At 52.7% G+C, this 14,229-nt stretch carries 9 protein-coding genes, 1 tRNA gene and 4 pseudogenes; 4 read left to right on the forward strand and 10 right to left on the reverse strand.

Annotation, left to right across the window (positions count from 1 at the left end; all coding sequences use genetic code 11):
* Positions 1–215: 215 nt before the first annotated feature.
* The 4 genes and pseudogenes from NYE85_RS01835 to NYE85_RS01850 all read right to left on the reverse strand — a co-directional run.
* Positions 216–347: pseudogene (locus NYE85_RS01835) on the reverse strand (integrase); the annotation flags it as partial.
* 451 nt (positions 348–798) lie between these two features.
* Positions 799–1,806 carry a restriction endonuclease gene (locus NYE85_RS01840; RefSeq protein WP_259002622.1) on the reverse strand — a complete coding sequence of 336 codons (1,008 nt, stop codon included), beginning with the start codon at positions 1,804–1,806 and terminating at the stop codon, positions 799–801.
* A gap of 257 nt (positions 1,807–2,063) precedes the next feature.
* A pseudogene (locus tag NYE85_RS01845) lies at positions 2,064–2,144 on the reverse strand (TA system toxin CbtA family protein); the annotation flags it as partial.
* A pseudogene (locus tag NYE85_RS01850) lies at positions 2,142–2,926 on the reverse strand (IS3 family transposase); the annotation flags it as partial. The pseudogenes NYE85_RS01845 and NYE85_RS01850, both read right to left, overlap by 3 nt.
* Before the next feature lie 200 nt (positions 2,927–3,126).
* Here NYE85_RS01850 and NYE85_RS01855 point away from each other — a divergent pair.
* Positions 3,127–4,353 (forward strand): phospholipase D family protein, encoded by a 1,227-nt coding sequence (locus NYE85_RS01855; RefSeq protein WP_259002623.1) that lies wholly within the window; start codon positions 3,127–3,129, stop codon positions 4,351–4,353.
* Here the strand turns inward: NYE85_RS01855 and NYE85_RS01860 are convergent.
* From NYE85_RS01860 to NYE85_RS01875, 4 genes and pseudogenes are all read right to left on the reverse strand, one after another.
* Complete coding sequence (locus NYE85_RS01860; protein ID WP_259002624.1) at positions 4,350–5,186, reverse strand: hypothetical protein; 837 nt, start codon at positions 5,184–5,186, stop codon at positions 4,350–4,352. The two genes, NYE85_RS01855 and NYE85_RS01860, sit on opposite strands and share 4 nt — an antisense overlap.
* Positions 5,183–6,430: a type II toxin-antitoxin system RelB/DinJ family antitoxin gene (locus tag NYE85_RS01865; RefSeq protein ID WP_259002625.1), complete on the reverse strand. Its 1,248-nt coding sequence runs from the start codon at positions 6,428–6,430 to the stop codon at positions 5,183–5,185. The genes NYE85_RS01860 and NYE85_RS01865 overlap by 4 nt, the downstream gene beginning before the upstream one ends.
* Before the next feature lie 350 nt (positions 6,431–6,780).
* Positions 6,781–8,044, reverse strand: a pseudogene (locus tag NYE85_RS01870) (tyrosine-type recombinase/integrase).
* 176 nt (positions 8,045–8,220) lie between these two features.
* Positions 8,221–8,305: transfer RNA gene (locus tag NYE85_RS01875), tRNA-Leu, on the reverse strand.
* A gap of 475 nt (positions 8,306–8,780) precedes the next feature.
* Between NYE85_RS01875 and NYE85_RS01880 the strand changes: the two genes are divergently transcribed.
* The 3 genes from NYE85_RS01880 to NYE85_RS01890 are packed head-to-tail and all read left to right on the forward strand — an operon-like array spanning position 8,781 to position 11,925.
* Positions 8,781–9,548: a DeoR/GlpR family DNA-binding transcription regulator gene (locus tag NYE85_RS01880; protein ID WP_259002626.1), complete on the forward strand. Its 768-nt coding sequence runs from the start codon at positions 8,781–8,783 to the stop codon at positions 9,546–9,548.
* Positions 9,549–9,574: 26 nt separating this feature from the next.
* Positions 9,575–10,537, forward strand: a complete 963-nt coding sequence (denD, locus tag NYE85_RS01885; protein WP_259002627.1) for a D-erythronate dehydrogenase — start codon at positions 9,575–9,577, stop codon at positions 10,535–10,537.
* The gene (locus NYE85_RS01890) at positions 10,537–11,925 is read left to right on the forward strand and encodes a GntP family permease (RefSeq protein ID WP_405050652.1); all 1,389 of its coding nucleotides are present in this window, start codon (positions 10,537–10,539) and stop codon (positions 11,923–11,925) included. Before denD ends, NYE85_RS01890 begins: the two co-directional genes overlap by 1 nt.
* A gap of 61 nt (positions 11,926–11,986) precedes the next feature.
* Here the strand turns inward: NYE85_RS01890 and lptG are convergent, their stop codons facing one another.
* Both lptG and lptF read right to left on the reverse strand, forming a co-directional pair.
* On the reverse strand, positions 11,987–13,057 hold the full coding sequence (gene lptG / locus NYE85_RS01895; RefSeq protein ID WP_004955810.1) for an LPS export ABC transporter permease LptG: 1,071 nt from the start codon (positions 13,055–13,057) through the stop codon (positions 11,987–11,989).
* Positions 13,057–14,151 (reverse strand): LPS export ABC transporter permease LptF, encoded by a 1,095-nt coding sequence (gene lptF, locus NYE85_RS01900; protein ID WP_259002629.1) that lies wholly within the window; start codon positions 14,149–14,151, stop codon positions 13,057–13,059. Before lptF ends, lptG begins: the two co-directional genes overlap by 1 nt.
* Positions 14,152–14,229: the final 78 nt, after the last annotated feature.

A 14,229-nucleotide genomic window follows, 5' to 3' on the forward strand; every position in this document is an offset into this window, starting at 1 on the left:
TGCGTTGAAGAATCCATGAACACATATTTGCGATGATGCTCGCAACTATATGTACATTCAAGGCATTATTGCAGACATCTTTTTTGTCTGTCGACTCTCCACCTGGCAGTTAGAATTCTGAAAACAACGGTAAAAAATACAGCGACCAACCAGTCCTAAGCGAGCTGGTTGGTCATTTTATTTTAAACATCAACCGAGAAATAAAGACATTCAACTCACACGCTATTCCCCCAGTTGCTCTTCGCATAGTCAAACGGCGTAATCGCTCTCTCCCGATTGGCATCCAGAAAATCAGCCCACAACTGCAACATAAGCTTGCGAACATCCAGATGTTCCGCTTTATGGATAGGGTGAACCAGCAACACCATGCCTTCACCGTCAATAAGTTTATAAGCTTTTGCTTCAGGCTTAGCTGTACGAACCTTCTCATCACTCAGAGCCATAACGAGCATCCTTTCAGGGGCTCTGTATGAATAATTATCGAATCGCGAGACACCCGCAATTATCCCCAGCGGTTTTCCTTAGGTAGCGTAAAAAATCGGGGAAAAACCGTACAGATACCAAACTCCAGACACAAAAAAACCACCTTTCGGTGGCTTCTTGTTCGCGCGGTTACTAATGGCAAGGCCGGACTCGAATTTTACGCCTAGAAGACTGATATTAATATTGTTTAGAAACAGGAATAATTAGTTATACTCGCACTTGTACCCACAAGTTAAGATCCGTACAAAAAATAGACATTGCAAGTGGGTATAAAGCCACACCAGTAGAACACCGATATGGCTGTCGAAGCAAGACTCAGGCTGGCAGGAACGTTTTCTTCAGAGGCACCAAAAGTTTAGTCTCGATATCAACTTGTTCGTAGTTCTCAATAAGCGCACGGACGAGATCATCAAGTGTCCAGAGAGTCAGTGGTATTGTCGAACGGTCGGCTTCATATCGAGCATCTTTTGTAAAACCACCGGTACTGACATAAAGCCCGCGATCGTCTTTGTGGCGACCGCCGATAAAGCTGCGGATCTGTTGGCTTCCCATTTGCTCCCTGCGATGTTTTACCTCAACGATAATACGTGGATTTTCAAAACCGAATCCATCAGGTGAAGCAATGATGTCTTTACCCCGATCGGCACCCGCAGGTGACACCTGCGTTTTATAGCCCATACTACGTAAAACTCCGGCAACCAGATTTTGCATCTCGTCCCAGTCAAGAGAGTTGATACGATCTTTGATACCCTCAAACGCCAGCATTTCCATATCGCGGAGCGGATCAGAAACGACCTCATCTTCATCCATCACAACTGGACTCTGAGTAATCACATCTACAGTGGGTTTCTTGTCCTGCAAAAGTTCTTCTAGAGCATATTCTGGAAGCTGGAAAACTGTCAGCGTAGAACCCAATGTGTTTTTGGTAGCAACAGACAGTCTATCGCGGTCGATTTCTTCAGTATTCCATTTAACCTGCCGAGCGATCCCCATCCCCTCTTCAATCCATTCAGGATGATATTGGAAGTCTGAAGTGACTTTGCCTAGCAAATAAGTACGGTTGGCTGGCGAATAGGTAATAACCCAATCACCCTTTTGGATCTCATTCACAAAACGCCAGACCTGCGATGCACCAGAACGCGCAGTTCCCAGCTTTGTTAAAGGATCTGCCTCCTGGTATAAGGCGAGTAACTGGGCTCGGGACAGGCCGGGTTTAACTAATGGAGCCAGCTGAGACCAACCGATGCCTACAATTTGCTTATCGCGAAAATCGTCATAGAGCTTGCCGCCGTCACCGCGGATCATCCACATTCTGTTGCCCATACCCGTCCCTTCATAAGGAAAAGAAATTAAGCTGGATCATAAGCTTGTTCGCCGCATGCGTCAAAACCATCAACAACGACGGCCCAGCATTCCCGGATTGTACTTGCGATAATGTGCCCAGTTAAAATCACAGCTTCTATTTGCATGATATTTCGCCATATAAGTAAAAGCACCAACCAGCATCGGCAGGTGCTTTTTGGAATGAGTAAATAAGTAAGGAAAGCTGCAGTGTGAATCAGGAAGGCTATTCCCAATGTTCACCGTGCCGCGCTACTACGATTTCTTTTCAATAAACCAGTTGCCTGTCGCGCCCGCAGAATATCGACTGCCCGCAGATAGCCCCTAAAAAGCGCGATGCTGTCCAGAATGCGCGTGACCTGAACGCCTGAAATACCGAAAGCGGCGGTGATCGTCAGACACACCTTCGTGAAATCATCCACACAGGTCAGGCACTTGATCCTCCGACCGTTGGCCAGTGCGTCCATAACGAAATCCATCGACCGTGTCAGGTTCGGGGCATCCGGGCGCAGAAGCGGAAACCGTTCGGTCGCCAGCCCTTTACGGCGTCGTCTGCGTATTACGCTCAGTCCATTAAGGTGGTAAATACGGTATACCCGCTTGTGATTGACGTGAAGGCCTTACCGACGCAGCAACTGCCAGATGCGGCGGTAGCCAAAACGCCCGCGCTCCAGTGCCAGCTCAGTGATGCACCCTGATAAATGCGCATCAGCTGCCGGACGCTGAGCCTCATAGCGGCAGGTCGACAGGGACAAACCTGTAAGCCTGCAGGCACGACGTTGCGACAGACCGGTCGCATCAAACATAAACTCAACGGCTTCCCGCTTCTGGCCTGTCGTCAGCACTTTCGCTCCAGAGCCACCTGAAGAGCCTCCTTATCCAGCATGGCTTCGGTAAGTAGCTTCTTGCGGCGGGCGTTCTCCTCTTCAAGAGATTTAAGCCGCTTCACCTCAGGAACTTCCATGCCACCAAACTTCTTGCGCCAGGTGTAGAAAGTGGCATCGGAAATGGCGTGCTTACGGCAGAGCTCACGGGCAGAAACTCCGGCTTCCGCCTCGCGAAGAATACTGATGATCTGTTCGTCGGAAAAACGCTTCTTCATGGGGATGTCCTCATGTGGCTTATGAAGACATTACTAACATCGGGGTGTGTTAATCAACGGGGAGCAGGTCAAGAGACTATCCGACATGCAAAAAGATATTTATTATGTTGCTTATGCCTTTGTTGAGACTGATGTTTATGTGTTCAAAACAAAAAGCCCGAAGAAACTATGAGAAACAGGATAGTCCAAAGGAGAACTGAATGGAACTGATGAACCAGCCTTTTACCGGACAGCTTGGAAACCGTCTGATTGAATTGCTCGAGTCACCGGATTACCACACGCTGAATATCGTAGTCGCTTTCGCGAAGAACAGTGGTGTCCTTAGAATTAAAGATTCGCTTGAGAGGTTCAGAAAACGCGGCGGAATCGTTAATGCTTACTTAGGGGTCGACCTTGGTGGGACATCGTACGAGGCTCTGACTGCATTGCTACTGAATACTGACTCTTTGAATGTTATACATGCTGAAAAGGCGCAGACATTCCATTCAAAAATCTACCAGTTTTTAGGGAATAGCAAAAGTTTGATTGTTGTAGGCTCACACAATCTAACCGGGGGAGGCCTATGGACCAACTTTGAAAGCTCAGTACATATCGCAATTGACGGGACGAACGAAAATGAGGGGGAAATAGTCAGTGGACTGGAGAAATACATTGGGGAATTAACGTCACTCGACAATTCATTCATGCCGATAGCGTCACGAGACGACATAGAAACGCTCCTTGAGAATGGATATGTGTTTAAAGAGGTCGCCGAAAGGATTCGATTGGCAACTAAGGATAAAACAGAACGAGCCCAGGTGGGTTTGTTTGGTAATGGTGTCTCAGCTCCACTTCCTCGTATCGGTATGTTGCAGGTGGAACAATCGACAGCAATTATCAAGCATCCAACGGAATCTCACTCAGCTTCCCTGGAAAAAGAGGGGCAGACCATCTGGTTTGAAACAGGGAAAATGACAGGAGGATCACGTAACATTCTTGATCTCTCTAAGAAGTCTCTGGTGGAACACGGAGACCCCAGCGGTACTTCTTTTGACCTTGGAAATAAAAAGTTTATGCGTGGTGGGGTTGAGTTTTTTGGCCTAGATCCAGCAGCTATTGACCAGTATAAAAATATAACCCTCAATTTTGAAGGGGTTGACTATTTTGCCAACACTATACTTTTTCCTGAGGGGAATAACGCAAATGGCACATGGAGGCTGCAAATAAAAGGAACTAGTACTTCCGGAAGGAAGATCACTGACGCTTTTAGAGCCAAAGGCGAGGCTGAATACTTAGTCAGAAAAATAATCACCTTTACTAAAATTCAAGGTGATTATTTTTATATGTCAGTATTCGCCGCATCGGAGCTTGAGAATTTTAAGGCGGCCTCTCGTATTTTGGCACGAAATGGGGCTACGACAAGCGCCAGGCAGCTTGGGTTACTCTAGAAACGGTTTAACCATTCTTCGTGTTTCCCTTTCCTGTTCCCGCTGATGCCGCCTTTGGCACCGCCAAAAGTAAGCAATATAGCGCTTTCATTCAGCGGGACTCCCTCCGAAATAAACAACGGAGCGCGATTAAACTCTCGAAAGCGGTTTATGAACGATGGGATATCGAAACCAAATGCATAACCTGTTGTGCTTTTATATGGAGGGTCTACATAGACGATAGCATTTTCAGGTAAAGGATTATCCAAGAATGTCATTATATCCATATGAAGACAGCTTACTCCTTTCATGCCATTTACGAGGGCATCAATTCGGCGACGCAACTCGACAGGTGATGGCTGCATTGGGTTGGCAGGACTACGACGAATACTGGTTGCGGTTGGTTCCCAGTAATCCCTGAAGCAGGCATTTGCCCAATATTCGCCTTTGCGCCAAATTTGCTTACCTCCAAAGGAGCAGGCCTGAAGCACTGGATATAGTTCAGCCTCGATGTCATTCACTGGAAGCGCCGATAGCGTAGACATATAAGCTTTAAAAAAGCGTTTATCATTAGGCAATCCGGATAAAATGCCATCAAAAATATCCATATTGAATGTTCCGGAGCCAATAGCAGACCAGAATGCCCCCCATGAGCTAATATCAAGCATCCTTATGCGTGATGGATCGACGCCTCTGTTAACCAATTCTATAGATACTGCGCCAGACCCACAACACAGGTCATAGAATAGAGTGTCCGGACCGGGATTAGACTCAAAAAGAAGGTCGACTATCTGAGCTGCTACACGCTGCTTACCCCCCTGATATGCACAGGGTACGCGCATTAGGTTGCTCATAAAGATTTCCTGCGGATTAAAATTCTTGCATAAACGCGCCGGCCATTGATAATACCTACTCCTCCCCTATCTTCAGGATGCGGACGATATCCAGCCTCTTTGAGAATGCTTGAAGATACATTGCTACGTGCGTTGCCGTTGGCAAGCATGACGATTTCAAACTGATCTGGACTGTATTTGTCGAGAAATGTAATTGGCACTCCCATAATTCCATCGTAGTCGACAGGAATGTTTTGGGTGCGTCCGACCTCAATTGCGTCGTAGTTTTCGTAACGTGGGTATTCTTCTGGAGAATAGTGGCAAGTTAATTCTATAGGCTCATGTCGCCTACTGGTATCAAGGTTGGTGAACCAGCGAACGCCCTTTACCCGGATGAAACGTCGCCCCCCCTCATCTATACCGCAACCAGATGCATTTAACGGATAGCTGTCAGGAACATAAAATTTGCGATCCCCGGAACGGATAGATTCTCCGTACCAAACTTTGTTATGACAGAAAAGAGGGAATACCTCTTTATATGTCGCTGCATTCATATTTCCAAGGATAATAAAATCTTTTTCGTGACGCACCAATAGGCTAATGTATTCGCGAAAAAGACTAAATGGAGGATTAGTGACCACTATATCTGCTTTCTTGAGCAAACTTTCACATTCATTTGAACGGAAATCTCCGTCACCAGTAAGATGCTCAAGAGAATTTCCTGGCAATGTAAATAATGGCTCTAAATCCAGCGAACCGTCAGGCCTTACCAGAGTATCAACAGGCACTTCAGTGACTACAGCTTTATAGGCTCCTGTCACGCCCTCTAATGGGTATTCACGGCCCGCAATCGGAGAGCCGGCGTAGCAAGTGGATGTCAAGCCCGAAAGTCCTAGCTTTTCGAAATTCAGTACAAAGAACCGGAAGAAAGCTGACTCGAAAGGATCATCACAGTTACAGAGTATAGTTTTACCCTTTAACTGCTCCCGATGCTTCATCATTTCCCTAGCTACGTCTTCATACTGCGTATAAAACTCATCCTTTTTGACGATGAAGGCATGATTGAGAGTGGCATTTCCTGATTTTGAGTGTAACTTAGGGCGTTCTAAATTTATATCAAATGGCATAGTACCCTCGCGAACCACCGCTTTAAGAAATGTATTTATTGCGGCGGACATGCCGATACCTATTTCGTCGAACACTTCACTGGCGCGTCTCTTGACATCCAAGTCGATTCGTATTGTTGTAGTGGGTTTTGTCGACATAATTTCACCTCTTAGTGAAATACAATGTAGCACGTTTTGCGTTTGAGTTAAAACGTAGCTTACTGCAATAAATGTTGTGTTTTCTTTCTCCGGTTGCTATTGGTGATTTATCCACTCCTACTTTTTTAAGGACTACAATGGACGCCCCCGTTGAGGGAAAATAATTTTTTTGTAAAATCATATAGTTAGTTAATATTCAGGTCAAAGAAGAGGCCCAGCTCTTTGTGCTATTTAGGCATTGGCAGGCCAATGTAGGTTGGCCGTGAATACTGTTTATCCACGAGTACAAAACGCGCCCTACCTCTGGCTGGTTAAGGCCTCAAACCTTCCAGCTGAATTTGGTTCGGTAACTATCTTGAGTACTGTTTAGCAAAGTCAAAGGGACTTACTGACTTCTCTGCATTTGCATCCAGAAAATCAGCCCACCACTGCAGCATCAACCTACGCTCCCCAAGATGCTCCGCCTTATGGATGTAAGCTGCCCGAACAGAGCTACGCTCCTGATGGCTCATCTGCCGCTCTACCGCATCTCTAGGCCACAGCCCCGACTCAATCAACGAACTACACGCCATGGCCCTGAAACCATGCCCACATACTTCCGTTTTCGTGTCATAGCCCACCACTCGCAGAGCTTTGTTCACTGTGTTTTCGCTCATAGGCTTACACGGATCGTGATCGCTCACAAAGATCAGCTCTCGGTTCCCATTCATGCTTTTGATCTTTTCCAGAATAGCTAAGGCCTGACGCGATAAGGGAACAAGATGGGGCGTCCGCATCTTTGAACCTCGCTGTGAATGTTTAACACCGTCCAGCGCTTCACGCTCACCGGGGATCGTCCACATGGCCGTTTCAAAATCCACTTCTGACCAGCAGGCAAAACGCAGCTCGCTTGAACGGATGAAAACCAACAATGTGAGTTCTATAGCCAGTCGAGTTAACGGCCTGCCGGAGTAATGATCAATACGGTGAAGTAATTCAGGCATGCGATTAAGCTCTAGCGCAGCGCGATGCCGCCGTTTAGCCGTAGCAACCGCACCGGCAATCTCTTGCGCAGGGTTATAATCGATTAAACCACTCTGTACAGCAAACCTCATAATCGCGGTAGTCCGTCCGCTGCTGTAAACGGGCGGCGACTTCAAGACGCCCGGATGACTCCACAGCCTTGATGGGTACAAGCAGATCCCGCGTCTCCAATTCAGCAATGTTCCGCTTACCGATAGCAGCAAAGACATTATCTTCAAGGCTTTTCAATACACGTGCGCTATGCGATGCGGACCACTTCTGATTACTGGTATGCCAGTCTCTAGCAACCACTTCAAACGTTATCGCCTCTTGCTCCTGCGCTACCTTAACGGCTTTCTTGTTCTCACTTGGATCGACACCATTAGCTAACAGCTTACGGGCCTCATCCCTACGTGCCCTGGCATCCGCCAGCGAAACTCCAGGATATTTTCCCAACGCAAGCATCTTTTCTTTGCCGCCAAAACGATAACGCAGCCGCCAATATTTCGAACCGTTAGGGTGAACCAACAAAACCATGCCTTCACCGTCAGTCAGCGTATAAGCTTTTGCTTCAGGCTTAGCTGTACGAACCTTCTCATCACTCACAGCCATAACGAGCATTCTTTCAGGGGCTCTGTATGAATAATTATCGAATCGCGAGACACCCGCAATTATCCCCAGCGGTTTGCCTTAGGTAGCGTAAAAAATCGGGGAAAAACCGTACAGATACCAAACTCCAGACACAAAAAAACCACCTTTCGGTGGCTTCTTGTTCGCGCGGTTACTAATGGTGCCGAAGGCCGGACTCGAACCGGCACGTATCTCTACGGTTGATTTTGAATCAACTGCGTCTACCGATTTCGCCACTTCGGCACTGAAGTAGTATGCGGAAAACGGGTGTATTATACCTACCAGCGATCGCCGCGCAATAGTTATCGTGGCGTCAAAGAGTTAAGTGCTGAAAAAAACGGCGGCGCATGCTCTGGCTCGCACTTCCCGGCCATCCCGCCCTGCCATCCCGCCCTGCCATCCCGCCCTGCCATCCCGCCCTGCCATCCCGCCCCGCCATCCCGCCCTGCCATCCCGCCCCACCCTCCTGCTCGCCCGCTCACAAACCTTGTTATACGTCACATTATTTATCACAGGCGGTTGTTCACAGCCTTTCGCGCATCAACTCAAAATAAATTCACTAATTTCAAATAATTAAAAAGACATCCATCACATTGCTTCCGTGCCGCAATTGTGACCACTATCGCTTACTTGTTAAATCAGATCGTCAAATATTTCCCGTGATAACAAAAAATAACAGCCACGACGACGGCCTGTCGTCAGTGCCTGAGGAGCGAGCATGATCCCGTCCGAACGCCGCGATTTTATCTATCGCTATGTGCATGAATACCAGTTGGTGCCCATCGTAGCCCTGGCAGAGCTGATGAGCGTCTCCCATATGACGGTGCGGCGCGACGTCCGCGTGCTGGAGGAGGAAGGCAAAGTGATCAGCGTCAGCGGCGGCGTGCGGCTGAGCGACACGCTGCGCCAGGAGCTGGCCTACAACGAAAAGGCCCAACTGCACCACCGCCACAAGCGTGCCATCGGCAAGTATGCCGCCACGCTGGTGGAGGACGGTCAGGTGGTGTATCTGGATGCCGGCACCACCACCTATGAAATCGCCCGCAATCTGGCTGAGCGTTTCAACCTGACGGTAGTCACCAACGATTTTTCCATCATCCAGCACCTGATGAACCGCCCGCAGCTCAGCCTGTTCCACACCGGCGGGCTGGTGGATCAGCGCAATTATTCCTGCGTCGGCAACAGCGCCGCAATGCTGCTGCGCACGTTGAACATCGACGTGGCGTTCATCAGTACCAGTTCGTGGGATCTGGAGCACGGGCTGTCGACCCCGCACGAAGAAAAAGTGCTGGTGAAGCAGGCGCTGCTGGAGGTCGCCCGCCGTCGGGTGCTGGTCTCCGACAGCAGCAAATACGGCAAGTACGGCATGTTCCGCGTCTGTCCGCTGGAAGCGCTGAACGACATCATCTGCGACGCCGCGCTGGCGCCAGAGGCACAACAACAGCTCAAAGAACGCGGCCTGCGGCTGCACAACGTCCAACTCTAATCACAACGCTTGGCAAGGAATAACACATGAAAATCATCATCACCGGCGGAGCCGGATTTTTGGGTCAGCGCCTGGCCACCGCTTTGCTGCAAGGCCAGCACAGCCTGAGTTTTGACCAACTGGTACTGGCAGACATCCAACTGCCGCGCTCGCCGCTGGACGATCCACGCGTCAGCTGCGTCGCGCTCGATCTCAGCCAGCCACAGGCAGCGGAGGCGCTGATCGACGCCGAATGCGGCGTGCTGTTCCATCTGGCGGCCATCGTCAGCAGCCACGCCGAAAGCGATTTCGATCTCGGTATGCAGGTCAACTTCGACGCTACGCGGCAGCTGCTGGAGGCCGCACGCCGCAAGGCACCGGCGATGAAATTTATCTTCACCAGTTCGCTGGCGGTGTTCGGCGGCCAACTGCCAGCGCTGATCGACGACGGCTGCGCGGTCACGCCGCAGTCCTCCTACGGCACGCAGAAGGCAATGTGCGAGCTGCTGATCAATGACTATGCGCGCAAGGGCTTTGTCGACGGTCGCGTGCTGCGCCTGCCGACCATCAGCGTGCGGCCGGGCAAGCCGAACCAGGCGGCATCATCGTTCGCCAGCGGCATTATCCGCGAGCCGCTGCACGGCGAGCCGGCGGTGTGCCCGGTATCACCGAGTCTGGCGCTGTGGCTGTCCAGCCCGGCCAGCGTGGTGCGCAACTTTATCCACGCCGCCACGCTGCCCGCCGAGGCGTTCGGCACCGCGCGCACCGTCAACCTGCCGGGCATCAGCGTGCGGGTACAAGAAATGCTGGACGCGCTGCGCGAGGTGGCCGGCGAGCAGGTCAGCAGCCTGGTGCGCTTTGAGGCCAATGAGGCGATAAACCGCATCGTCGCCAGCTGGCCGGGCAACTTCGACGTGCGCCGCGCGCTGGGCATGGGCTTCGTCGCCGACGAGAACTTCCAGCAGGCGATCCGCGCCTTTATGCGCGACGAGCAACAGGGCGGGAGCTGATTATGGAATTGTACATTCCGATTATCGGACTGGCGGTGGCGATGTTCGTGCTGGTGTTCCTGGTACTGCGCACCCGGGTGCACGCGCTGATCGCCATGCTGATCGCCGCCTCGATCGCCGGGCTGTCCGGCGGGCTGAGCGCGGTGCAAACCATCGACGCCATCACCAAAGGCTTTGGTTCGACTCTCGGCAGCATCGGCATCGTCATCGGGCTGGGGGTAATGATGGGCCGAGTGCTGGAAGTCTCCGGCGCTGCCGAACAAATCGCCTACAGCTTTATCAAATGGCTGGGCAAAAAACGCGAGGAGTGGGCGCTGGCGATTACCGGCTATATCGTCAGTATCCCGATCTTCGTCGATTCGGCATTCGTCATTCTCTATCCGTTGGTGAAAGCGTTGGCCAAAAAGGGCCAGCGCAACCTGCTGACGCTCGGCGTGGCGCTGGCCGGCGGGCTGATCATCACCCACCACGCGGTGCCACCGACGCCGGGACCGCTGGGCGTGGCCGGCATCTTTGGCGTCGATATCGGTGCGATGATGCTGTCCGGGCTGATATTGGCCATCCCGTGCGTGATCGGCATCGTGCTCTACGCACGCTGGCTGGGCAGCAAATACCCGGAATTTGCGCTACAGCCGGACGATGAGCCGCCGCTGGATCTGCACGCCGCCCACCAGAACTATCTGGCCGAGAAGGCCGCCAAGCCGCTGCCCGGTCTGCTGCTGTCGCTGCTGCCGATCGTCACGCCGATCGTGCTGATATTCATTAACGCGCTGAATAACATGCTGGCGAAAACCGCCGGGCTAAGCGGGCTGAATAGCAGCCTATGGGGCCAGAGCTTCGCCTTTCTCGGTTCGCCGGTGATTGCATTGGCGATCAGCGTACTGCTGGCGGTGGCCACATTGATGCCAAAGGTCGACAAGCAGCAAACGCTGGAACGGCTGGAGGAAGGGTTGCAATCGGCGGGGATCATCCTGCTGGTGACCGGCGCCGGCGGTGCGCTGGGAGCGGTATTGCGCGAAAGCGGTACCGGCAATCTGCTGGCACAGCACGTCGCCAGCCTGCCGCTGTCGCCGATCCTGATCCCGTTTGTTATCGCCACGCTGGTGCGCTTGATTCAGGGCTCCGGCACCGTGGCGATGATCACCGCCGCCTCGATTTCGGCACCGATCGTCAGCCAACTGCCGGGCATCAACATGCTGGCAGCGGCGCAGGCGGCCACGCTGGGGGCGCTGTTCTTCAGCTATTTTAACGACAGTATGTTCTGGGTGGTGAACCGTATGATGGGCATCAAGGAGGTAAAACAGCAGATCATGGTGTGGTCGGTGCCGACCACCATCGCCTGGGCGATCAGCCTGGTCGGGGTGCTGGTACTGGATTGGGTGATGTAACGACGCCTGGCGCCAAAGGCAGGGATCCGGCCCCTCGATGTACAGGGGCCGGCAAAGCGGATTATCTGCGCTTGAGCAGCAGATACACGCTGATCAGCAGGAACAGCAGGCTTGGCAACAGCGCACCGAGTACCGGCGGCATGTTATACACCAGGCTCAGCGGGCCAAAGATCTGGTCCATCACGTAGAACAGAAAACCGAAGCTGATGCCGGTGACCACGCGCATCCCCATCGGCACGCTGCGCAGCGGCCCGAAGATGAACGACAGCGCCATCAGCATCATCACCGCCACCGACAGCGGCGAAAAGATTTTGCTCCACATGTTCAGCTGGTAACGGCTGGCTTCCTGACCGCTCTGCTTGAGGTACTTCACGTAGTTATGCAGGCCGCTGATCGACAGCGAATCCGGGTCCAGCGCCACCACGCCGAGCTTGTCCGGCGTCAGGTTGGTTTTCCATACCCCGGTCAGCGTCTGGGTGCCGGTCACCTGTTTTTCGTTAGTCAGATCCGAGGTATCCACCTGCGACAGCTGCCAGGCGCCGTCTTCAAAGGTGGCGGTGGCGGCATAGCGCACCGTTTCCAGCCGACGACGATCGTTGAAGTGGTAGATATTGACGCCGGACAGTTCGTTCTCGCCCGCCACCCGTTCGATGTAGATAAAGTCGTTGCCGTCCTTCGCCCACAGGCCGTTTTTGGTCGACAGCAGAGAACCGCCGTACATTTGCTGCGCACGGTAGTTACGCGCCATCTGCTCGCCCTGCGGCGCGACCCATTCGCCGATCGCCATGGTCAGCAGCACCAGTGGAATGGCGGTTTTCATCACCGAGCCGGCGATTTGCAGGCGGGTAAAGCCGGAAGCCTGCATCACCACCAGTTCGCTGCGCGTCGCCAGCTGGCCCAGCCCGAGCAGCGCGCCCAGCAGCGCCGCCATCGGGAAGAAGATCTCCACGTCCTTCGGCACGCTGAGCAGGGTATACATGCCGGCGCCCAGAGCGGAATATTCACCCTGGCCGACTTTGCGCAGCTGATCGACAAACTTGATGATGCCGGACAGCGACACCAGCATGAACAGCGTCATGATAATGGTGTTGAAGATGGTTTTACCGATATAACGGTCTAATACGCCAAACATCAGGCAGCTCCTCTCAGGCGTGCGCGCAGCTTGCGCATCGGCACGGTATCCCACAGGTTCAATGCCAGCGCGATGGCGAAGTACACCGCGTTCACCAGCCAGATCCACAGCATCGGATCCAGCTTGCCCTTACCGGCGTTAGAGCGCAGCGAGGTCTGCAGCAGGAAGAAAATCAGGTACAGCAGGATCGCCGGCAACATGCTCAGCACCCGGCCCTGACGTGGGTTGACCACGCTCAGCGGCACCACCAGTAGCGCCATCAGCACCACCGATACCACCAGCGTCAGGCGCCAGTGGAACTCGGCGCGCGCTTCCTGATCGTCAGACTGCCACAGGGTGCGCATCGACATCTGTTCGGCCTGGGTGTTGTCTATCGCCACCGCGCGGTGGCCGACCACCGCCTTGTAATCGCTGAAGTCGGTAATGCGGAAGTCGCGCAGCAGCGCGGTACCCTCAAAGCGGGTGCCCTTGTCCAGCGTCACCACCTGCGAGCCGTCTTTCATCTGGTTGATCTGGCCTTGCTCCGCCACTACCACCGACGGTCGCTGGTTGCCGTTCGGCCGCAGCTGCGCCAGGAACACGTTGTTGAAGGTATTGTCCTTCACGTTGCCGACGAACAGCACCGCGTTACCGTCCTGCGACGGCTGGAACTGCCCTTCCGCCAGCCCGGCAATGCTCGGGTTGGCCTTGGCTTCGGCGATCACTTCATCCTGATGGCTGGAGGCCCACGGCCCAATCCAGAAGACGTTGGCGGCGGCAACCAGCGAGGTGAGCAGCGCCAGCACCATGGCGGCAACAATCAGCGTGCGTTTGCCCAGACCACAGGCGTGCATCACCGTGATTTCGCTTTCGGTATACAAACGCCCAAGCGTCATCAACAAGCCGAGAAACAGGCTTAATGGGAGGATTAGCTGCGCCATCTTCGGCACACCCAATGCGAGCAGAGATAAAACCAAATTTGTCGGGACATCGCCGTCCACCGCGTCCCCTAACACCCTGACCAGGTTCTGACAAAAGAAGATCAGGAGCAGGATGAACAGGATCGCGATTTGGCTCTTGAGCGTTTCCCGTACCAGATATCTAATGATGATCACGCTTATTACGCCTGTGAAAACTTGTCTTTTTGCAGGAAAATCGATAGTTTCTTCGCTAATCCGCCATTTATTCTCATC

This window comes from Serratia sp. AKBS12 (assembly GCF_024793895.1).
Taxonomy (GTDB): Bacteria; Pseudomonadota; Gammaproteobacteria; order Enterobacterales; family Enterobacteriaceae; genus Serratia_F.